This window comes from Pseudomonas sp. IT-P260 (assembly GCF_949768395.1).
GTDB lineage: Bacteria > Pseudomonadota > Gammaproteobacteria > Pseudomonadales > Pseudomonadaceae > Aquipseudomonas > Aquipseudomonas parakoreensis.
The window spans coordinates 115,046-134,418 of record NZ_CATKPO010000041.1 but is presented as its reverse complement, the minus strand read 5'-3'; the positions used below and the strand labels follow the sequence as shown (position 1 = coordinate 134,418).

At 60.0% G+C, this 19,373-nt stretch carries 16 protein-coding genes; 7 read left to right on the top strand and 9 right to left on the bottom strand.

Annotation, left to right across the window (positions count from 1 at the left end; genetic code table 11):
- Window positions 1–4: 4 nt before the first annotated feature.
- Complete coding sequence (locus tag ACM6HV_RS21715) at window positions 5–1,243, top strand: DUF2599 domain-containing protein (RefSeq protein ID WP_414905257.1); 1,239 nt, start codon at window positions 5–7, stop codon at window positions 1,241–1,243.
- A gap of 158 nt (window positions 1,244–1,401) precedes the next feature.
- Here ACM6HV_RS21715 and ACM6HV_RS21710 read toward each other — a convergent pair whose 3' ends face one another.
- The 5 genes from ACM6HV_RS21710 to ACM6HV_RS21690 form a co-directional block, all read right to left on the bottom strand.
- Window positions 1,402–2,103, bottom strand: coding sequence for an ABC transporter ATP-binding protein (locus tag ACM6HV_RS21710; protein WP_003222380.1), 702 nt, complete (start codon window positions 2,101–2,103; stop codon window positions 1,402–1,404).
- Complete coding sequence (livG, locus tag ACM6HV_RS21705; RefSeq protein WP_047292124.1) at window positions 2,104–2,871, bottom strand: high-affinity branched-chain amino acid ABC transporter ATP-binding protein LivG; 768 nt, start codon at window positions 2,869–2,871, stop codon at window positions 2,104–2,106. It lies immediately after the preceding gene.
- Window positions 2,868–4,124 (bottom strand): high-affinity branched-chain amino acid ABC transporter permease LivM, encoded by a 1,257-nt coding sequence (locus ACM6HV_RS21700; protein WP_041070567.1) that lies wholly within the window; start codon window positions 4,122–4,124, stop codon window positions 2,868–2,870. The genes livG and ACM6HV_RS21700 overlap by 4 nt, the downstream gene beginning before the upstream one ends.
- Window positions 4,121–5,044 carry a high-affinity branched-chain amino acid ABC transporter permease LivH gene (gene livH / locus ACM6HV_RS21695; RefSeq protein ID WP_027614381.1) on the bottom strand — a complete coding sequence of 308 codons (924 nt, stop codon included), beginning with the start codon at window positions 5,042–5,044 and terminating at the stop codon, window positions 4,121–4,123. Before livH ends, ACM6HV_RS21700 begins: the two co-directional genes overlap by 4 nt.
- 230 nt (window positions 5,045–5,274) lie before the next feature.
- A complete protein-coding gene (locus ACM6HV_RS21690; RefSeq protein WP_047292128.1) occupies window positions 5,275–6,402 on the bottom strand; it encodes a branched-chain amino acid ABC transporter substrate-binding protein in 1,128 nt (375 codons plus the stop codon).
- Between the two features lie 352 nt (window positions 6,403–6,754).
- Between ACM6HV_RS21690 and ACM6HV_RS21685 the strand changes: the two genes are divergently transcribed.
- Window positions 6,755–7,060: a DUF2288 domain-containing protein gene (locus tag ACM6HV_RS21685; RefSeq protein WP_145597836.1), complete on the top strand. Its 306-nt coding sequence runs from the start codon at window positions 6,755–6,757 to the stop codon at window positions 7,058–7,060.
- A gap of 294 nt (window positions 7,061–7,354) precedes the next feature.
- Here the strand turns inward: ACM6HV_RS21685 and ACM6HV_RS21680 are convergent, their stop codons facing one another.
- Window positions 7,355–9,553, bottom strand: a complete 2,199-nt coding sequence (locus tag ACM6HV_RS21680; protein ID WP_414905256.1) for a hypothetical protein — start codon at window positions 9,551–9,553, stop codon at window positions 7,355–7,357.
- A gap of 197 nt (window positions 9,554–9,750) precedes the next feature.
- Between ACM6HV_RS21680 and ACM6HV_RS21675 the strand changes: the two genes are divergently transcribed.
- Window positions 9,751–10,647, top strand: a complete 897-nt coding sequence (locus ACM6HV_RS21675) for an NAD(P)-dependent oxidoreductase (protein ID WP_414905255.1) — start codon at window positions 9,751–9,753, stop codon at window positions 10,645–10,647.
- On the opposite strand, the gene ACM6HV_RS21670 is transcribed toward ACM6HV_RS21675, so the two are convergent.
- Together ACM6HV_RS21670 and ACM6HV_RS21665 are read right to left on the bottom strand one after the other, a co-directional pair.
- Window positions 10,538–12,820 (bottom strand): putative bifunctional diguanylate cyclase/phosphodiesterase, encoded by a 2,283-nt coding sequence (locus ACM6HV_RS21670; RefSeq protein ID WP_414905254.1) that lies wholly within the window; start codon window positions 12,818–12,820, stop codon window positions 10,538–10,540. The genes ACM6HV_RS21675 and ACM6HV_RS21670 overlap by 110 nt on opposite strands.
- Before the next feature lie 147 nt (window positions 12,821–12,967).
- The gene (locus ACM6HV_RS21665; protein ID WP_041070557.1) at window positions 12,968–13,336 is read right to left on the bottom strand and encodes a YkgJ family cysteine cluster protein; all 369 of its coding nucleotides are present in this window, start codon (window positions 13,334–13,336) and stop codon (window positions 12,968–12,970) included.
- Between the two features lie 301 nt (window positions 13,337–13,637).
- Here ACM6HV_RS21665 and ACM6HV_RS21660 point away from each other — a divergent pair, with 301 nt between their 5' ends.
- A complete protein-coding gene (locus ACM6HV_RS21660; RefSeq protein ID WP_222016105.1) occupies window positions 13,638–14,987 on the top strand; it encodes a spinster family MFS transporter in 1,350 nt (449 codons plus the stop codon).
- Between the two features lie 172 nt (window positions 14,988–15,159).
- Here the strand turns inward: ACM6HV_RS21660 and rapA are convergent, their stop codons facing one another.
- Window positions 15,160–18,006, bottom strand: coding sequence for an RNA polymerase-associated protein RapA (rapA, locus tag ACM6HV_RS21655; protein WP_041070553.1), 2,847 nt, complete (start codon window positions 18,004–18,006; stop codon window positions 15,160–15,162).
- Window positions 18,007–18,258: 252 nt separating this feature from the next.
- On the opposite strand from rapA, the gene ACM6HV_RS21650 reads away from it, so the two are divergent.
- The 3 genes from ACM6HV_RS21650 to ccoM all read left to right on the top strand — a co-directional run bounded on the left by ACM6HV_RS21650 (window position 18,259) and on the right by ccoM (window position 19,136).
- Window positions 18,259–18,600, top strand: coding sequence for a hypothetical protein (locus ACM6HV_RS21650; protein WP_003222394.1), 342 nt, complete (start codon window positions 18,259–18,261; stop codon window positions 18,598–18,600).
- A 19-nt stretch (window positions 18,601–18,619) separates the two neighbouring features.
- Window positions 18,620–18,874, top strand: coding sequence for a hypothetical protein (locus tag ACM6HV_RS21645; protein WP_131669914.1), 255 nt, complete (start codon window positions 18,620–18,622; stop codon window positions 18,872–18,874).
- 148 nt (window positions 18,875–19,022) lie between these two features.
- The gene (gene ccoM, locus ACM6HV_RS21640) at window positions 19,023–19,136 is read left to right on the top strand and encodes a cytochrome c oxidase subunit CcoM (RefSeq protein ID WP_041070550.1); all 114 of its coding nucleotides are present in this window, start codon (window positions 19,023–19,025) and stop codon (window positions 19,134–19,136) included.
- Window positions 19,137–19,373 lie beyond the last annotated feature (237 nt).

Here is a 19,373-nt window from a genome sequence, read left to right as displayed (position 1 = left end):
AGCCATGAAGAAACGTTTGAACAGGATCGTCCCGTTGCTCGTATTGCCGCTGTTGGTGCATGCGGCATGGGCCAACGCCGAGTCATGCGACGAGACGCTGAGGAAGGTGGAAAAGCTCTATAACAATACCGTCGACAGTTGCGGGCAGGACCCCGCCTCGGACTGCTCGGGGCTGCTGGTGCGCGGCACGCACCGGGCCGATCCGGCCAAGGGGCAAAAGTGGGACGTGTGGAACCCCAGTCCGAAAGCCGTGGAGCTGGGCACGTTTGCCGCCTCATTCATGCGGGCCGACGGCATCAGTTATGAAGACCCGGGCATGAGCACGCAAAACGGTTATCTGATTACGCCAAGGGATCTGGTGCGCGACCCGGAAACCCCGGTGCATGTCTACTGTGCGTTTCCCAACGATGCCTGGACCGACTTTCGCAATGACCGTGGCTGTGGTGACAACAAGAATACCGCCCCGACCGAGGCGGTCTGCCAGGCCATGAAGCCGCCGATTTCGACGCCGAATGCCTGGGTGGCGCACTTCACCCAGTACAACAACAATCGCCAGCAGGACCAGTTGCAGTGCGGCTTCAACATGCGCAATCCGATGAGCAGCAAGGAGCGGGTCGACGCCTTTCGCAATTTCATGGGCGCGCGCAAAGTCATCAACAGCCGCGAGTTTCAGACTCAGACCGAGCTGCGTCTGGGTAACCCGAAAACCGATGAGCTGCCGATTCTGGCGTTCTTCTACAGCGATCAGCGTGGTCTGAACGATGCGTTGGCCAATCAAAAGGACTACAAGGCCAAGACCGGCAAGGATCGCAACATCATCAAGATCGACTTCCCGAAAACCCCGGTCGCCAAGGCCTCTTTCTCGTGCATCCAGACCTCGACGCCGGCCGCACCAAAATTTTGCGACAAGTACATCGACTCCAGCACCTGGGTGCAGCGTCCCGATCCGAAACTGGGGCCGAACACCTGGTCGCTCTCGGTAGTGCCGACCGCGTGCGGGCGGGCAATCAAGGACGACCAGACCGACCGGATGTTTGCCGAGCTGTACAACAAGCACAAGGACGATGCGCAATGGCGCGAGTACAGCGTCAATGGCGGGTCGTTGCGGCGGCAGATGGTTTGTCATCTGGCGGCGGTCTACGACGGCAAACCGGTGAGGAACAAGCCTGAGTGGAACCTTGAACCGGCCCGGCCGTATGTCGATCAGGCGACGGCGGTGGCGCAGTACTGCAACCCGTACTGACGGCGCTTCCCTGTAGGAGCTGCCGCAGGCTGCGATCTTTTGATCTTGCTTCTAAAAGGCAAAGTCAAAAGATCGCAGCCTGCGGCAGCTCCTACACGGGGGATGTGTGAGGTATAAAAAAACGGCCCGAAGGCCGTTTTTTTGTTCAGCGAAAAGCCTCAACCGCCGAGGTACGCCTCGCGCACTTTCGGGTCGGTGAGCAGCGCTTCACCGGTACCTTGCATGACCACGCGGCCGTTCTCCAGAACGTACGCACGGTCGGCGATTTTCAGCGCCTGGTTGGCGTTCTGCTCGACCAGGAACACCGTTACACCGTCCTTGCGCAGCTGTTCGATGATGTCGAAGATCTGCTGGATGATGATCGGTGCCAGGCCCAGCGATGGCTCGTCGAGCAGCAGCAGTTTGGGCTTGCTCATCAGCGCGCGGCCGATGGCGAGCATTTGCTGTTCGCCGCCGGACATGGTGCCGCCGCGCTGGTTGAAGCGTTCTTTCAGGCGCGGGAACAGGCCGAGGACCTTGTCCATCTGCTCCTGATAGTCGCCCTTGTCGGTGAAGAAACCGCCCATCGACAGGTTCTCTTCGACGGTCAGACGGGCGAACACCCGACGACCTTCCGGCACCACGGCGATGCTCTTGCGCATGATCTGCGACGAGTCCTGGCCGACCAGTTCCTCACCCATGTAGCGGATGCTGCCGCTGTGCGCCTGCGGCGAACCGCAGAGCGTCATCAGCAGCGTGGACTTGCCGGCACCGTTGGCGCCGATCAGGGTCACGATCTCGCCCTGACGGACTTCGACGTTGACGCTGTGCAGGGCCTGGATCTTGCCGTAGAAGGTGGAAACGTTTTCGAACTGCAGCATTTACGCTTCCCCCAGGTAGGCTTTGATCACTTCAGGATTGTCGCGGATCTGTTCCGGCGTGCCATTGGCCAGCGGCGTGCCCTGGTTGATCACGACGATGTGGTCGGAAATGCTCATGACCAGTTTCATGTCGTGTTCGATCAGCAGCACGGTGACGTTGTGCTCTTCACGCAGCACGCTGATCAGCGCCTTGAGGTCTTCGGTTTCCTTCGGGTTCAGGCCGGCGGCCGGTTCGTCGAGCATGAGGATCCGCGGGCGGGTCATCATGCAGCGGGCGATTTCCAGGCGCCGTTGCTGACCGTAGGCCAGGGTGCCGGCCGTACGGTTGGCGAACTCTTTCAGGTTGACCTTTTCCAGCCAGTATTCGGCGTATTCCATGGCCTCGCGCTCGCTCTTGCGGAACGCCGGGGTCTTGAACAGACCGGACAGGAAGTTGGTGTTCAGGTGACGGTGCTGCGCGATCAACAGGTTCTCGACCGCCGTCATGTCCTTGAACAGCCGCACGTTCTGGAAGGTGCGCACCACGCCCTTGAGGGCGATTTTATGCCCCGGCAGGCCCTGGATGGGCTCGCCGTCGAGCAGGATGCTGCCGCCCGATGGCTGGTAGAAACCGGTCAGGCAGTTGAACACGGTGGTCTTGCCCGCGCCGTTCGGCCCGATCAGCGCCACCACTTGTTTCTCCTTGACGGTCAGGGCCACGCCATTGACCGCCAGCAAGCCGCCGAAGCGCATGCTCAGGTTTTCGACTTTCAGGATCTCGCGGCTCATTTTCGCAACTCCATGTGTGGGCGTTGCATCGGCAGCAGACCTTGTGGACGCCAGATCATCATCAACACCATCAGCGCACCGAACATCAACATCCGGTATTCGCTGAACTCACGCATCATTTCCGGCAACAGGATCATCACCACGGCCGCGAGAATCACGCCCAGTTGCGAGCCCATGCCACCCAGTACGACGATGGCGAGAATGATCGCCGACTCGATGAAGGTGAACGATTCCGGTGTCACCAGACCCTGACGGGCGGCGAAGAAGCTGCCGGCGAAACCGGCGAAGCTCGCACCCAAGGTGAACGCCGACAGCTTGATCACGGTCGGGTTGAGGCCAAGTGCGCGGCAGGCGATTTCGTCTTCTCGCAGCGCTTCCCACGCACGGCCGATCGGCATGCGCAGCAGACGGTTGATGATGAACAGCGCCGCCAGTGCCAGCAACAGGGCAACCAGGTACAGGAAAATCACCTTGTTGATCGAGTTGTATTCGAGGCCGAAATACTCGTGGAAGGTTTGCAGGCCTTCCGCCGCTTTGCGTTCGAAGGTCAGGCCGAAGAACGTCGGTTTCTCGATGTTGCTGATACCGTTCGGCCCGCCGGTGATGTCCGTCAGGTTACGCAGGAACAGGCGGATGATTTCCCCGAAGCCGAGGGTCACGATCGCCAGATAGTCACCGCGCAGACGCAACACCGGGAAGCCCAGCAGGAAGCCGAACGTCGCCGCCATCAGGCCGGCAATCGGCAGGCAGATCCAGAAGCTCAGGCCGTAGTAGTGCGACAGCAGCGCGTAGCTGTAGGCGCCGACGGCGTAGAAACCGACGTAACCCAGGTCGAGCAGACCGGCCAGACCCACCACGATGTTCAGACCGAGGCCGAGCATCACGTAGATCAGGATCAGCGTGGCGATGTCCACCGCACCACGGGAGCCGAAGAACGGCCACACCAGTGCACCGAGGATCAGCGCAATGATGATGTAGCGCTGCGTGGTCGGCAGGGTCAGGAAGTTGCTGGCCTTGGCCGGGATCAACGGCAGGCCCGGCGAGGATTTCCACGCCTTGCTGATCTGCTGGTTGAACAGCACCCGCAGGAACATCAGCACCGAGCAGACGGCGATGGTCGCCAGAATGGCCGGGCTGGTGCCGTGCACTTCGAGGTTGATGCCGACGATGGTCAGTTTCAGACCGAGTACCGGGTAGGCCACGGCCCACACCAGCAAGGCACTGAACAGTGCCTGTTTAAGATTCCTAGTCATACTTTCTCAACCTCCGGACGGCCCAGAATGCCGGTCGGACGGAACAACAGCACCAGAACCAACAAGCCGAAAGCCACGACGTCCTTGTACTGGTCGCCGAAGATATCGGCGCCAAAGGCTTCCGCCACCCCGAGCACCAGCCCGCCGAGCATGGCGCCGGGGATGCTGCCGATGCCGCCCAGTACCGCAGCGGTGAAAGCCTTGAGGCCGACGAGGAAACCGGCGTTGGGGTTGATCACGCCGTACTGCATGCTCAGCAGCACAGCCGCAACGGCCGCCAGCGCAGCACCGATGACGAAGGTCAAGGCGATGATGTTGTTGGTGTTGATGCCCAGCAGGTTGGCCATCTTGATGTCTTCGGCGCAGGCGCGGCAGGCGCGACCCAGGCGAGAGCGGGAGATGAACAGCGTGAGGCCGAGCATGGCGACCAGGGTCACCACGAACACCACGATTTGCATGTAGGAAATCAGCACTTCATGTGCGCCACCTGGCCCGATGGAGAAGTTGCCGGGGATCAGGTTGGGGATGGATTTGTCCTTGGAGTCTTGCGCGAGCAGAACCGTGTTCTGCAGGAAGATCGACATACCGATGGCGGAAATCAGCGGAATCAGACGGTTGCTGCCGCGCAGGGGGCGGTAGGCGATCCGTTCGATGCTGTAACCGTAGGAACTGGTGACGACGATGCTCGCGATGAACGCGGCGGTCATCAACAGCGGGACGTTGTCGATTCCCATCATGGCCAGCCCGGCGATGGCGATGAACGCCACGTACGAACCGATCATGTACACCTCGCCGTGGGCGAAGTTGATCATTCCAATGATGCCGTAAACCATCGTATAGCCGATGGCGATCAGGGCATACGTGCTGCCAATGGTCAGGCCATTAACCAGCTGTTGGAAGAAGTGATAGATGTCAGGCATTACAACGCTCCTAAAAACCTGATACGCATTTCACTGGTGGAGTCATTTTCCCGCCCGGCCCCGTGGATCTTTATCCACTTCGAATCCGGGTTTTGCCAGCGAACCGCTGATGACGGTTTTGAGATTTTCAGGTGGGGAGACTGGCGGATCACGCCAGCGCGGCCCATACATTCGTAAAACAAAGCCCACGGCACGCCGTGGGCTTTATTGGCAGTCAGTCAGGGCGCGCCTTACTGAGGCGAAACTTCAGTTTTCGGTTTGCCGAAGTGCCACTCGTAAACCACAAATTTGAAGTCCTTCAGGTCGCCCTTGGCGTCGAAGCTCAGGTCGCCGGTAGGGGTCTTGAAGGTGCCGGCGTGGATGGCTTCGGCCACTTTGGCTGCGTCTTCGGACTTGGCTGCCTTGATGCCTTCGGCAATCACTTCAACCGCCGAGTAGGAAGGGAACACGAACGGGCCGCTCGGGTCTTCTTTCTTCGCCTTGAACGCATCTGCCAGGGCAACGTTGGCCGGATCCTGGTCGAAGGATTTCGGCAGGGTCACCAGCAGGCCTTCGGAGGACTCTTTGGCGATCTGCGAAATGGAGTCGTTACCCACGCCTTCCGGGCCCATGAACTTGGCTTTCAGGCCTTTTTCCTGGGATTGACGCAGGATCAGGCCCAGCTCCGGGTGGTAGCCGCCGTAGTAAACGAAATCGACGTTGGCTTGTTTGAGCTTGGCAATCATCGAGGAGAAGTCTTTGTCGCCGGCGTTGACGCCTTCGAACACGGCGACTTTCACGCCTTTCTTCTCAAGAGTCGCCTTGACGGCGGTGGCGATGCCTTCACCGTATTGCTGTTTGTCGTGCAGTACGGCAACGATTTTCGGCTTCACGTGATCGGCAATGTAGTTACCGGCGGCAGGGCCCTGGGCGCTGTCCAGACCGATGGTGCGGAAGACCATTTTGTAACCACGGGCGGTGATGTCCGGGCTGGTGGCAGCCGGGGTGATCATCACCACGCCTTCGTCTTCGTAGATGTCCGAAGCAGGCTGAGTGGAGCTGGAGCACAGGTGACCAACCACGAACTTGACGCCGTCGTTGACGACCTTGTTCGCGACCGCTACGGCTTGTTTCGGATCGCACGCGTCATCGTATTCAACGGCTTCGAGTTTCTTGCCGTCGACGCCGCCCTTGGCGTTGATCTGCTCGATGGCCATTTTCGCGCCACTGAACTGCATGTCGCCGTATTGGGCTACAGGACCGGTTTTAGGGCCGGCGATACCGATCTTGATGGTGTCAGCGGCGAACGAATGGCTGGCAACCCCGGCCAGAACCATAGCGGCAAACAGTTTGGAAATCTGCTTAGTAGCCTTAGTCATAGTGCTCCACTCTTACTGTTGTAATTTTTTTGAGTTCTGGCGCCGTAGCAGCAGAACCGGGTCAGATATCTTGGCGATACCCTCCGGAAATGCCCCCGGCAACTGTACCGGTACAGTGTAGAGCGCCGGTTGTTGGCCTGGGAAGCTGGCGCCAGGGGGCAAAACTTGTGGGTGTCGCATTTTTGAATGAAAAAGACAGAATTGCGGCGGGGCTTTCGGGGGGCTTATGCCCCAAACAGCAGCATTCCTTGGCGTTCCTGCTCTTTTCGTTCGATGAAGCCATTTGCAACCGGGTTTTTCTGCCGGACCACCGACGTTATCATTCGCGCCGATTTCTTTTCCGGACAGTCCCATGAATCAAGAACCTAGCACCCTCTATGCCAAGCTGCTTGGTGAAACCGCATCTATTACCTGGAAAGAGCTGGAGCCGTTCTTCGCCAAGGGTGCCCTATTGTGGGTCGACCCGGCCCTGGATTTGATCGCCGCCGCCGAGGCCGTGGCTTCGGACGATGGCGAGAAAGTCGCCGCCTGGCTGGCCGAAGACAAGGTCGCCAAGCTGTCTGAAACGCGGGCGCTGGATATTTTCGAGCGTGATCCGCAGATGTGGGCGGTGGTGGTAAGGCCGTGGATTCTGGTCCAGGAAAGGGCGGCTGCCTGAGACTGCGCACCTTTGTGGTGCGCCTGACCAGCGGCGAAAAGTGTGTAGCCGAGTAGCGTGATGGCACGTTGCCGTAGAGAAAGGCCACAAGCGTGGGTGGCATAACGGTGACGTAAACGTAACGGGAACAGTTTATTGAGCAGCCTGAGGGCTGCTTAATTGTTTCTGGATGTTGGCGATGAAGGTTTTGCAGTGTGTGGAATGGCCTCTTCGCGAGCAGGCTCGCTCCCACATTTGGAATGCATTCCATTGTGGGAGCGAGCCTGCTCGCGAAGGGAGCGACTCGGTCTTCGATCAGACCGAGTAAGTCTTCCCGGTATGGTTATTCAGGGAAATTACCTTGGTCTTGCCGATCCGGTGACGGTAGATCTCGCGCAGGTACTTGATCGATTTCTTCACGCAATCCCGCGACAGGCGAATGTCGTTGATCGAAACAAACTTGTCCTTGTCGTTGATCAGTTCGCGGTACTTCTTCTCGTACATCGGTTTGATCGCGTACCAGTTGGTGTCGAGGATCTTCGCCGGGTTTTCGAACTCGTTGAGCAGATCGTCGATGCGGTCTTCGTCAAAGTCTTCATTAATGATGAAGTCGAGGATCGAGTTGTCCAGGGTCTCGTCGAAACGGTACGGGGTCTTGGCGAAGCAACGCTTGATGAACGCCACGATCAGGGTCAGGAAGTCGTCCGACAGGCACGGACTCTTGGCGATCAGGGTGGTCAGCGACAGGTTGGCCGACGCACCGATCACCAGCGCATAACGCTTGAGTGTGGTGTTGGGGAACAGGCTGTTGAGGTGGGTCTTCAACCGGTTCAGGTCCATGTAGGACAGCTTGTAGTCTTTCGGCAACGAAACGATCGACACCACCGACGAGCAGTTCTTGAAGAAGTGCAGGTCGTGCAGCGCGGCGGCGTCGTAGCCGGAATTCTTGTACTGCTCCAGCGACGCGCGATAGCGCTTGGATTCGATTGGCAGCAGGCTGATGCCTTCGATCGCCTGGGTGACCTTGTTGAAGTGCGGCAGGTCGATCGAGCGGAAGAACAGATCATCGATGTTCAGGCGCTGCGGCTCTTTGTCGAATACCTTGAACTTGTCGCTGCTCGGCGGCGGGGTTTCCGGCACCACCGATTCGGCGTAGGCAATCGCCACCGGGCCGGCCAGGCTCATGAACAAGTCGTTGGCGTCGAGGCGAATGGTTTCGCCGATGTCGATGCCGGCGCGACGGAAGTAGTTCTGGTCGTAGTCGGTGGTCACCGCCTGCGCCGTCAGAATGTTGAAGATCTGCTGGGAGATGTACTGGTTGGCGTGCTTCTCCATCGCATTGACGTCAATGTTCTGGATGTTGCCGTCATCGCTCTCTTCGGCGTAACGCATGATGTCGTTGGAGATCAGCATCATCGCGTTCCAGGGGCGAATACGGCCCATGACGCTGGCTTCGCTGCTGTCTTCATTGGCGAAGTTGTAGGAGAAATCCCATTCTTCCGAGAGGTATTTGCACAACAGGCGTCCGGCGTTGATGTGCAGCGCCTCGGACATTTCGCTGCGGTGATCGGAAATGTTCGGCAGCACGCAGATGCCGCTGGTGAAGATCGGCTCGAACACGAACGAATGCCCGCTCTTGCCGTCATGTTCGTCCATCGGTTTGGTGTCGAACGTTTTGTTCATGTACGAGTGCTGTTGGGCCAGGCCGAATTCCGAAGCCATGCCCGAACCGGTACCGCCGCCGGCACTGAAGATCGAGAAGTACAGGCGCGACTGGTTGGCCTTGATGCCGCAGCTGTCGATCAGGTACGAGTGGATCATTTTCCAGTCAGGGCTGGAGAAACGCTGGGTGTCCTTGTTGAGGATGATCTTGGCCAGGTACTGACCGAGGATCGGCGCGTTACCGGCGCCACCGGCATGGACTTCGGACAAGTCCATGATCTTCATTTTGCTGTAATCGCGCAGAAAGCCGCTTTTCTCGCCCTTGCGCGAGAACCGGATGCGCCCGGCGATGTCCTTGTCGAGGTCGCCGAGCATCACCAGCGGTTCGACGAGGAACACCGGTTTGCTCGACTTGTTCGGGCCGATCCGCAGATTCTGCTTGATCCACTGGGCCGGGCTGTAGCCCTTGTCGGCCAGACGCCGATCCGCGGCGCGGTCTTCGTTGTTGAATTCGTTGAGGTAGAACTTGCGCGCGTTGTACACCAGCTCCGCGACGTCGAGGGCGATGTTCGAGCCGCAGCGACCGAGGCCGATCAGGCACACCGACGGGAATTCCTGGTCGTTGTGCTGCTCGTTGTCGCCTTCCAGGTGCGGCGGGCGCGGGAACACCAGATCGCGCAGCCCGTCCAGGTTGTCGAGGATGCGATCGGTGTTGGTCTCGGTGTAGTACAGATATTGCTGAGTGCCCAGCGGGCGCGAGGGAGGCAATGGCTTCGAAGGTGACGGGCTGTTTGCGGCAGGGCTCAGGGTCAGATCGGATACCGCAGTGGCGGGATTGTTTTTAGAAGTCATTGTGCGCCATATACCTGGACAGGGTTGGCTCGGCGACCGTTGTCATCGAGCCTCACGGAAAGAGGATCTCGCGTCTTTGACTGCGCGTATTTGGCCCGGGCGTCAGGGGCTTGGCCTGATCGTCGCGCGGGGGAATCCTTTCCTGATCGTTCATGAATCGGCCATTATTCGGTGATCTTTAATCGAAAAGAGGCAAAATGATGTCAACGCTACCTTCGTTGGGCTTTGCCGGAATCGGCCTGATGGGCTTGCCGATGTGTCACCGTTTGCTGGCGGCGGGCTACCCGTTGACCGTGTGGAACCGCAACCCGGCCAAGTGCGCGCCCCTGGTTGAAGCCGGCGCCCGGCAGGTGGCGACTCCAGCCGAGCTGTGCGAACACGCGGACGTGGTGATGCTCTGTCTGGCCGATACGGCGGTGGTGCGCGAGGTGGTGTTTGGCGCCGGCGGGGTTGTTGAAGGTGCGAAAAACGGCCAGTTGCTGGTGGACTTCTCCAGCCTCGAACCGACGGCTACTCGCGAGATGGCCGCCGACCTGGCAGGCAGGACCGGCATGGCCTGGCTTGATTCACCGGTGTCCGGCGGCGTGGTCGGTGCCGAGGCGGGCAGCCTGGCGATCATGGTCGGTGGTGCGGTGACGGATCTGGATCGGGTGCGCCCGGTGCTGCTCAACCTCGGTCAGCGCGTCACGCACATGGGCGGCATCGGCGCCGGGCAGGTGACCAAGGCCTGCAATCAGATGATCGTCGCCTGCAACGCGTTGGTGATTGCCGAAGTGGTGGCGCTGGCCGAACAGGCCGGAGTCGATGCGCGCTTGATTGCCGCAGCGCTGGCCGGTGGCTTTGCCGATTCGAAACCGCTGCAGATCCTCGCCCCGCAAATGGCCGAAAGCCGTTTTGAACCGGTGAAATGGCACGTGCGCACGCTGCTCAAGGATCTCGATACGGCGGTGAAATTCTCCCGCGAACAAGGCTCGGCTACGCCGATCAGCGGATTGGCCGCACAACTGATGCGCCTGCATGGGGCGCAGGGTTTTTTGCAGAAGGATCCAGCGACTCTGGTACACATGTACCGCGCGCCAGACTCAGTGGATTGACCGCATGCGCGTGTTTGCGCTGGTTGATTTCCTCCAGCACCGGACGGAGTTCATCCAGTGGCACCGGGCGGCTGAGCAGATAACCCTGAATGAAGTCGCAGCCCGAACGTTCGAGAAACTCGTACTGCTCCAGGCTTTCCACGCCTTCGGTCACCACCTGCAAGTGCAGGGTGTGGGCCATGACGATGATCGCCTGGACGATCTCCATGTCGGCGGTCGCCGCAGGAATGTCGAGGATGAACGAGCGGTCGATTTTCAGCGTATTGAGCGGCAGACGTTTGAGGTAGGCCAACGATGAGTATCCGGTGCCGAAGTCGTCGATCGACAGCGATACGCCGAGGGCCCGGATCTGCCGCAACAGCACCAGCGTGTTGGCGATGTTGCCCATCAGTGCGTTTTCGGTGACTTCCAGCTCCAGCCGTTCCGGCGCGACGCCAGCGCTGCGCAGTGCACTTTCGATTTCGTTGGCCAGTTCTTCCCGGGCGAGGTTGAGCGGTGAGCAGTTCCAGGCGATTTTCAGTTCGTTGCAGCCGTGGCGCGTCAGTTCGCCGAGGTCGGTGCAGGCCCGGCGAAGCACCCAGTTGTCCAGTTCGGCGATCAGGCCGTTGGTTTCGGCAATCGCGATGAAACGGTCCGGGGCCAGCAGGCCATGCACCGGATGCTGCCAGCGAATCAACGCTTCGAGTTTGGTCACCCGGCCGGTCTTCAGTTCGAAGATGGGTTGGTAATACAGCGTCAGCCCGTGGTCTTCACGCAAAGCCTGGCGCAGTTCTTCTTCCAGTTGCAGTTCGAGGCTGGCGCGGGTCTTCATGTTCGAACTGAAAAAATGCAGGCCGTTACGCCCGGCACCCTTGGACTGATACAACGCCAGATCGGCGTGCTTGAGCAGTTCTTCGCAGCTGGTGCCGTCGTCGGGGAACAGGCTGATGCCGATGCTGGTGGTCATCACCATACGACGTCCGGCCAATTCGATCGGCTCCTTCATTTTCTGCATGATCCGTTGCGCCATGCTGCGCGCTTCCTCGCGGTCGTGCAGGCCGATCAGGATGCAGAACTCGTCACCGCCAAAGCGTGCGACCACGTCGTCATGGCTGCGCACCGAGCCTTTGATGTGGTTGGCGATGACTTTGAGCAGGGCGTCGCCGGCGTCATGGCCGAGGCTGTCGTTGATCCGCTTGAAGTGGTCGATGTCGAGAAACATCACCGCGAGCATGCCGCCTTCGCTGGTTTTCTGGCTGAGTTTCTCGGCGAAGATCTGGTTGAAACCGCGACGGTTGATCAGGTTGGTCAGGGCGTCGTAATTGGCCACTTGTTGCAGCGACATCCGAGCCTGATCGAGCTGGCTGAGCAAGGCGTTGACTCGGCGCAAGTCCTGCTCCTTGCTTTGCAGTTTCTTGTCGGCCAGTGCCGCGCTGATCGCGCTGCCGAGAATCAACAGTGTGATCAGCGCGATGGTCAGGCCCAGTTGCAGGTGATTGGTTTCGGCACTCAAAGTGGGCGTGGCGCCTTCGGGCAACACCAGATGCAACGCGGCCATCCCGGTGAAATGCATGCTGATGATGCCGGCGCCGAGAATGATCGCGGCGGTGTATTTGAACAGTTGATGAAAACGCCCACTGCCTTCACGCAAGTAACCGGCGACCCACAGCGCGGCGAAACTGGCGCTGATCGCAATCACGATCGACAGGCAGAACAACAGCGGCTGGTAATAGGCGGTGGCCACCGAGTGCATCGCCGCCATGCCGACGTAATGCATGCCGGCGATGCCCAAGCCAATGACGATGGCGGTTTTCAGGTAATGCACCCGTGAGGGATGGGGCACGCTCAGGGTGTGCATCGCCAGCCAAGAAGCGAGCAGGGCGATCACCAGGGAAAACAGAGTGGTGGCCAGTTCGTAATGGATTTCGATCGGTGTCTGGAACGCCAGCATGGCAATGAAATGCATCGCCCAGATACCGCCGGCCAGGCAAGTGGCGCCGATCCAGCGCCAGACCCGTTGCGAGCCCGGGTCTTCGGCATGGCCGACCCGCTCGGCCATGTCGAGGGTGGCAAAACTCGCGGCGCAGGCGACCAGATAAGCCACCAGCACCAGCAAGGGATTGTGTGTGCAATCGAGAATGACCTGCCCGCCGTCCGGCAGCTCGGTAACAAACTGCAAACCAAGCCACTCCATAGCATCCCCGTCTCTGAAGTCGTCCCTTCTGCGTCAGAAACGCAGGCGAATGAGATGAGTATAGAGGCGGTTTTTATCGTGCAAGCGATAGTGGCATATTGGCGCCAACCATTTCGGCATGAGCCTCATAGCGATTGGCGCTAAGCGTCAGGCGCTCTGGTCGTAGGGGATCTGATTCCAGTCCTTTTCGAGGGGCGGCAAGCCGAAGCGGGCGCGGGCCTTGTCGCAATCGACATTCTGTTCGCCGTTCTCCCAGGACGATTCGAATTCGCGGCAGGGGCTGGAGCGCTGCTCATAAATCGAGCACTGCACCTGGCTGCCCACCTCGCCGACCAGCGCCGTACAACGCGGTGATTTGCAGTCGGTGCCGTTCATCGCCACCCGGCTGGGGCTGATCTGCGTCACCAGCTCATCGGGCACTGTGCCGCCGGAGGAGGCGCATTCACCCCAGAAAAAAGACACGCGAAAATGGGAACAGCAGGCACCGCAATTCAGACACGGACTGACTTCGGACATTAGGAGGGCATCAAAGGGGTTGATCGGCGAATCCGGACGGATCCGGCGGCTATTCTAGGCTTCGCCATGAACTTGGGAAGGGGGGCGCGAAAGTATTTTTTTGTAGCCGGGTTTTGCCGCTAAACCCCCGGTTTACGGGGGATTGCTGCGTTATCAAGGGCTTACGTTTCTTTACAGTGCCATGGCTCATCATCAGCTTGACGAATGATCACAGACAGCTACGCACCGCCTGTCTAGATTGCAGGTTCCGGGCTCGGATGCGTCGGCAGTGAAGCCCTCATAACAATAAAGAGACGGACCCATGCAGAACTCGACCCAAGCGGCGAATGCCTGGCGCATTCTGTTCCTGTTGTTCCTTGCCAACCTGTTCAACTTCTTCGACCGCACCATTCCGGCGATCATCATCGAGCCGATCCGCATGGAGTGGCACCTCAGTGACTTTCAACTGGGGATCGTCGGTACCGCGTTTACCCTGGTTTATGCGATTGCCGGTCTGCCGTTAGGCCGCATGGCCGACACTGGCTCGCGCAGCAAACTGATGGGCTGGGGCCTGGCGACCTGGAGCGCACTGACGGCGGTCAACGGTCTGGTTGGCAGTTTCTGGAGTTTCCTGTTGGTGCGCATGGGCATCGGCATTGGCGAAGCCAGTTATGCACCGGCCGCCAACTCGCTGATCGGCGACCTGTTCCCGGCACACCGCCGGGCGCGGGCCATGGGCATTTTCATGCTCGGGCTGCCCTTGGGATTGTTGCTGGCGTTCTTCACCATCGGTGCGATGGTCAAGGCGTTCGACAGCTGGCGTGCGCCGTTCTTTATCGCGGCGGTGCCGGGGCTGATCCTCGCGGTATTCATGTTCTTCATCAAGGAACCCAAGCGCGGCGCGGCGGAAACCGTGCAGGTGTCCCAGGATAAAGTCGACAGGCCGATCCGCCGTGTCCTCGCCGTGCCGACATTCCTGTGGCTGGTGATGGCAGGCTTGTGCTTCAACTTCGCCACCTATGCCTGCAACTCGTTTCTGGTGCCGATGCTGCAGCGGTATTTCCTGATGCCGTTGCAGGACGCGGCGGTGGCGACCGGGGTGATTGTGGGGATCACCGGGTTGATCGGCCTGACACTCGGCGGCTGGATCGCTGACAAGATTCATCAACGAGTCGCCAACGGCCGGCTGCTGTTTGCCGGCTTCAGTCTGATCATCTCGACCCTGTGCACGGCCTGGGCGTTGCACGCCGGACGGGTCGAGATCGGCGTGTTCGTCGCGGTGTTCAGCGTCGGCTGGCTGTTTGCCTACAACTTCTACACCTGCGTGTACACGGCGATCCAGGACGTGGTCGAGCCGCGCCTGCGAGCGACGGCAATGGCGTTGTTCTTTGCCGGGCTGTACTTGCTCGGCGGTGGGTTGGGGCCGGTGGTGGTGGGGGCCTTGTCCGATCACTTCGCCAAGTCGGCGATGCTTTCGGCGGGGGCTGAGCAGATGACCGAGGCGTTCAAGGCTGTCGGCCTGCATGACGCGATGTACCTGATTCCGGTGGCGCTGTTCTTGACCATGGTGTTTCTGTTTCTGGCGGCGCGGTGTTTTGTGCGGGATGCGCAGCGGATGAAGGAGGGTTTGGTGGCAGTGGTTGAGCCTGATGTTTCTGTGGCGACTGCATAACCGCCTTCGCGAGCAGGCTCGCTCCCACATTGGATCTCCAGCGTGAACACAATCCCTGTGGGAGCGAGCCTGCTCGCGAAAGGGTCTGTAGCATCACCGGATAAATACCAGGCAAACAAAAAGGCCCGCATCACTGCGGGCCTTTTCATTTACAGCGATGGGGCAGGGTGGTTTAACCCGCCACCAACACCCGAATCGCTTCCAGACGCAGCGCCGCTTTATCCAGCATCGCCAGACCCTGTTCACGCTGCTGGCGCAACGCATCGAGTTCGCTGTCACGCACGGTCGGGTTGACCGCTTGCAACGCGGTCAGGCGCGCCAGTTCTTCTTCGGTGTCGGCTGCCAGACGGCGCCGGGCCTCGGCCACGCGCTCGGCGTGGCGCGGAGTGACCTTGTCTTCACCCGCGTTGATCCGTGGCGTCAGCTGATCGCGCTGGGCCTGGATGAACTTGTTGGCGCTGGCGCGAGGTACGCTTTCCAGTTGATCGTTGAGGGTTGCGAACGAGACCCGTGGTGACAGGTCGTTACCGTTGGCGTCGAGCAGGCAGCGCAAGGCGGCCGGCGGCAGGTAACGGCCCAGTTGCAGCGAACGCGGGGCAACCACCTCGCTGACGTAGAGCAGTTCCAGCAGCACGGTGCCCGGTTTCAGTGCCTTGTTCTTGATCAGCGCAACGGCGGTGTTGCCCATCGAACCGGACAGCACCAGGTCCATGCCGCCCTGCACCATCGGGTGTTCCCAGGTGATGAACTGCATGTCTTCGCGCGACAGCGCCTGGTTGCGGTCGTAGGTGATGGTCACACCTTCGTCGTCGCCCAGCGGGAAGCTGGCGTCGAGCATCTTCTCGCTCGGCTTGAGGATCAGGGCGTTTTCCGAGTGGTCTTCGCTGTCGATGCCGAACGCATCGAACAGGGTTTCCATGTAGATCGGCAGGGCGAACTGGTCGTCCTGTTCAAGGATCGCCTCGACCAGCGCATCCCCTTCGCCAGCGCCGCCGGAGTTGAGTTCCAGCAGACGGTCGCGACCGGTGTGCAGCTCTTGTTCCAGACGCTCGCGCTCGGTGCGGGCCTCGTCGATCAGTGCTTGCCACTCGCCGTCATCGGCTTCTTCGAGCAGCGGCAGCAGGCGCGGGCCGAACTGATGCTGCAAGGCGTTGCCGGTCGGGCAGGTGTTGAGAAAGGCGTTCAACGCTTCGTGGTACCACTGGAACAGACGCTCTTGCGGGCTGGTTTCCAGGTACGGCACGTGCAGTTCGATGATGTGCTTCTGGCCGATCCGGTCGAGACGACCGATGCGCTGCTCGAGCAGGTCCGGGTGCGATGGCAGATCGAACAGCACCAGGTGATGGGCGAACTGGAAGTTGCGACCCTCACTGCCGATTTCCGAGCAGATCAGCACTTGCGCGCCGAACTCTTCGTCGGCGAAGTAGGCGGCGGCGCGGTCACGCTCAAGGATGTTCATGCCTTCATGGAACACCGTGGCCGGGATGCCGGAACGCACACGCAGGGCGTCTTCCAGGTCCATCGCGGTTTCGGCGTGGGCGCAGATCACCAGCACTTTGGTGCGCTTGAGCATTTTCAGCTGATCGATCAGCCACTCGACGCGCGGGTCGAATTTCCACCAGCGCTCTTCTTCGCTGGCGTCCGGCTGGGCCTGGAAGCTGACTTCCGGGTACAGCTCGGCGTGATCGCCCAGCGGCAGTTCGAGGTATTCGTCCGGGCATGGCAGCGGGTAAGGGTGCAGTTTACGCTCGGGGAAACCCTGCACCGCGGCGCGGGTGTTACGGAACAGTACGCGGCCGGTGCCGTGGCGGTCGAGCAGCTCACGCACCAGACGGGCGCTGGCTTCGCTGTCGCCATCGTTGACCGCGGTCAGCAGGGCTTCGCCTTCGTTGCCGAGGAAACCGTGGATGGTCTTGTGCGCTTCGGGCGACAGGCGTCCCTTGTCGAGCAGCTCCTGCACGGCTTCGGCCACCGGGCGATAGTTCTCGCTCTCGGCGCGGAAGGCGGCCAGGTCGTGGAAACGGTTCGGGTCGAGCAGGCGCAGACGGGCGAAGTGGCTGTCCTGGCCGAGTTGTTCCGGGGTCGCGGTGAGCAGCAGTACGCCGGGAATCACTTCCGCCAGTTGCTCGACCAGCGCGTATTCCGGGCTGACCTTGTCTTCATGCCACACCAGGTGATGGGCTTCGTCGACCACCATCAGGTCCCAGCCGGCGGCGAACAGGGCATCCTGCGCCTTCTCGTCTTCGACCAGCCACTCCAGGGCAACCAATGCCAGCTGGGTGTCTTCGAACGGGTTGGTGGCATCGCTTTCGATAAAGCGTTCTTCGTCGAACAGCGCGACCTGCAGGTTGAAGCGGCGGCGCATTTCCACCAGCCACTGGTGCTGCAGGTTTTCCGGCACCAGGATCAGCACGCGATTGGCGCGGCCCGAGAGGAGTTGGCGATGGATCACCAGACCGGCTTCGATGGTTTTCCCCAGACCCACTTCGTCCGCCAGCAGAACCCGCGGCGCGATACGGTCGGCGACTTCACGGGCGATGTGCAACTGGTGCGCGATCGGTTGCGCACGCACGCCGCCCAGGCCCCAGAGCGAGGACTGCAATTGGCGGCTGGTGTGTTCCAGGGTGTTGTAGCGCAGGGAGAACCATGGCAGCGGGTCGATCTGTCCGGCGAACAGACGGTCGCTGGCCAGACGGAACTGAATGAAGTTCGACAGCTGGGTTTCCGGCAGGGTGACGGCTTCGTTCTGCCCGTTGAGACCGTGATAGACCATCAGCCCGTCGACATCGTCGACTTCGCGCACGGTCATCTTCCAGCCTTCGAAGTGAGTAATGGTGTCACCCGGCGAGAACCGCACGCGGGTGAGGGGCGCATTCCGTAGCGCGTACTGGCGGGTTTCGCCAGTGGCCGGGTAAAGCACGGTCAACAAGCGGCCGTCCTGTGCCAGAACGGTGCCTAAACCAAGCTCTGCTTCGCTGTCACTGATCCAGCGTTGCCCCGGTTGATACTGCTGCGCCATGCTGCCTGACTCCCACCTTGAAAAAGCGGGCTATCTTAACGGAATGCAGGCTTCAGGGCCAAAGATTACTGGGTAGGAGCTGCCGCAGGCTGCGATCTTTTGATCTACGGAAACACCTGAGTTCTACGTTGTCCCATTAAAAGATCGCAGCCTTCGGCAGCTCCTGCAGTGCCAACCCGATCACAGATTTGCGACGGATGGCTCAAGGCGCCTTTGCCGCAGCCGATAGCCTGATGACAGGAGACCCTTTATATGCTGCCACCGATGCTCCCCCTGAGCGCTGTGCCGATCACTTCCCAGCAGGATCCGATTCGCCAGCGGCCGGACATTCCTCCGGTGGTGCCGGTGCAGGAAAGCTCCAACGAAAGCACGATCGACCTGCAAAAGCGCGACCCGGAAGAGGATCGTCTGCTGGCGCGCGAGGAACAGCGCCGTCAGCAGGAACGTGATCGGCGCCGTCGCGAAGCCGATGAAGACCCGGAGGAGCATCTGGCCGTGCCGGGTACCGAGCTGAATGCCGACAACACCGTGCCGGTGGTGCCGCTGATGGAAGACCAGCCGCGCCAGGGCTTGTGGGTCGATATCGAGATCTGAGTCCGCCGATTTACACGAATTGTTGTCGGGTGCTGGTGTCAGGCTGCATGATTGGCGCAGCCCTGCCGCTGATGCGGCAGTTGTGTTTTCTTCAAGTGATGCGCTGAACGCCATGAGCCAAGATGAAAAACTGATCGACCTCGGCACTGAACGCGCCAAGCGTGTGCATGATCTCAACGAAAAGCGGCTGAACGAAGTGCGCAAGGCCTTCGAGCAGGCCATGCCGTTGGGAAAAACCCAGAAAAAGCCGAAAAAGAAACCGAAAAAGCGTTGATCGTCCCCTGCATCCTTTGATGCAGGTCAGTTATTTTCCCGCCTTTATCCTCTGTGTTGACCGGACTTGATCCTGGTCAATTTCTGCGCCTGCGCGATTGGTTAACTTAGCTCCATCGCAGCAAAGCAGGGGCCAGGAGGCCACAGTCATGTTTTTCGATAACGTGGTGTTTGCCGGGGTTCTGACCGTAGGTCTCATGGTTCTGTTTTTTGCAGGGTTTGGATTTTTTATCTGGAAGGATGCGCATAAGCGCAAGAAGTAGTCCTTTCTGGATTGAATGAGCACGCAAGGCATTTTGGGCGACTTCGGTTGCCCTTTTTTTTGTGTTCTTGGCGGCCTTTGGGCCGACCATGTTGTGGGTTGTTGGGTGTGAATATCCGTTGCTGCGGGTGTTGCTTATTACGGTTCCGCCCTTACGGCGGGTCACCTTTTCCAAACGCCGAAAAGGTAACCCAAAAGGCTTTACCCTGACGTTCGGCCCTCGCTTAGGCTCGGGTTC

Coding starts and splice junctions, on each gene's coding strand:
- ACM6HV_RS21715 (WP_414905257.1), top strand. CDS start 5: ATGAAGAAACGTTTGAACAGGATCGTCCCGTTGCTCGTATTGCCGCTG.
- ACM6HV_RS21710 (WP_003222380.1), bottom strand. CDS start 2,103: ATGCTGCAGTTCGAAAACGTTTCCACCTTCTACGGCAAGATCCAGGCC.
- livG (WP_047292124.1), bottom strand. CDS start 2,871: ATGAGCCGCGAGATCCTGAAAGTCGAAAACCTGAGCATGCGCTTCGGC.
- ACM6HV_RS21700 (WP_041070567.1), bottom strand. CDS start 4,124: ATGACTAGGAATCTTAAACAGGCACTGTTCAGTGCCTTGCTGGTGTGG.
- livH (WP_027614381.1), bottom strand. CDS start 5,044: ATGCCTGACATCTATCACTTCTTCCAACAGCTGGTTAATGGCCTGACC.
- ACM6HV_RS21690 (WP_047292128.1), bottom strand. CDS start 6,402: ATGACTAAGGCTACTAAGCAGATTTCCAAACTGTTTGCCGCTATGGTT.
- ACM6HV_RS21685 (WP_145597836.1), top strand. CDS start 6,755: ATGAATCAAGAACCTAGCACCCTCTATGCCAAGCTGCTTGGTGAAACC.
- ACM6HV_RS21680 (WP_414905256.1), bottom strand. CDS start 9,553: ATGACTTCTAAAAACAATCCCGCCACTGCGGTATCCGATCTGACCCTG.
- ACM6HV_RS21675 (WP_414905255.1), top strand. CDS start 9,751: ATGATGTCAACGCTACCTTCGTTGGGCTTTGCCGGAATCGGCCTGATG.
- ACM6HV_RS21670 (WP_414905254.1), bottom strand. CDS start 12,820: ATGGAGTGGCTTGGTTTGCAGTTTGTTACCGAGCTGCCGGACGGCGGG.
- ACM6HV_RS21665 (WP_041070557.1), bottom strand. CDS start 13,336: ATGTCCGAAGTCAGTCCGTGTCTGAATTGCGGTGCCTGCTGTTCCCAT.
- ACM6HV_RS21660 (WP_222016105.1), top strand. CDS start 13,638: ATGCAGAACTCGACCCAAGCGGCGAATGCCTGGCGCATTCTGTTCCTG.
- rapA (WP_041070553.1), bottom strand. CDS start 18,006: ATGGCGCAGCAGTATCAACCGGGGCAACGCTGGATCAGTGACAGCGAA.
- ACM6HV_RS21650 (WP_003222394.1), top strand. CDS start 18,259: ATGCTGCCACCGATGCTCCCCCTGAGCGCTGTGCCGATCACTTCCCAG.
- ccoM (WP_041070550.1), top strand. CDS start 19,023: ATGTTTTTCGATAACGTGGTGTTTGCCGGGGTTCTGACCGTAGGTCTC.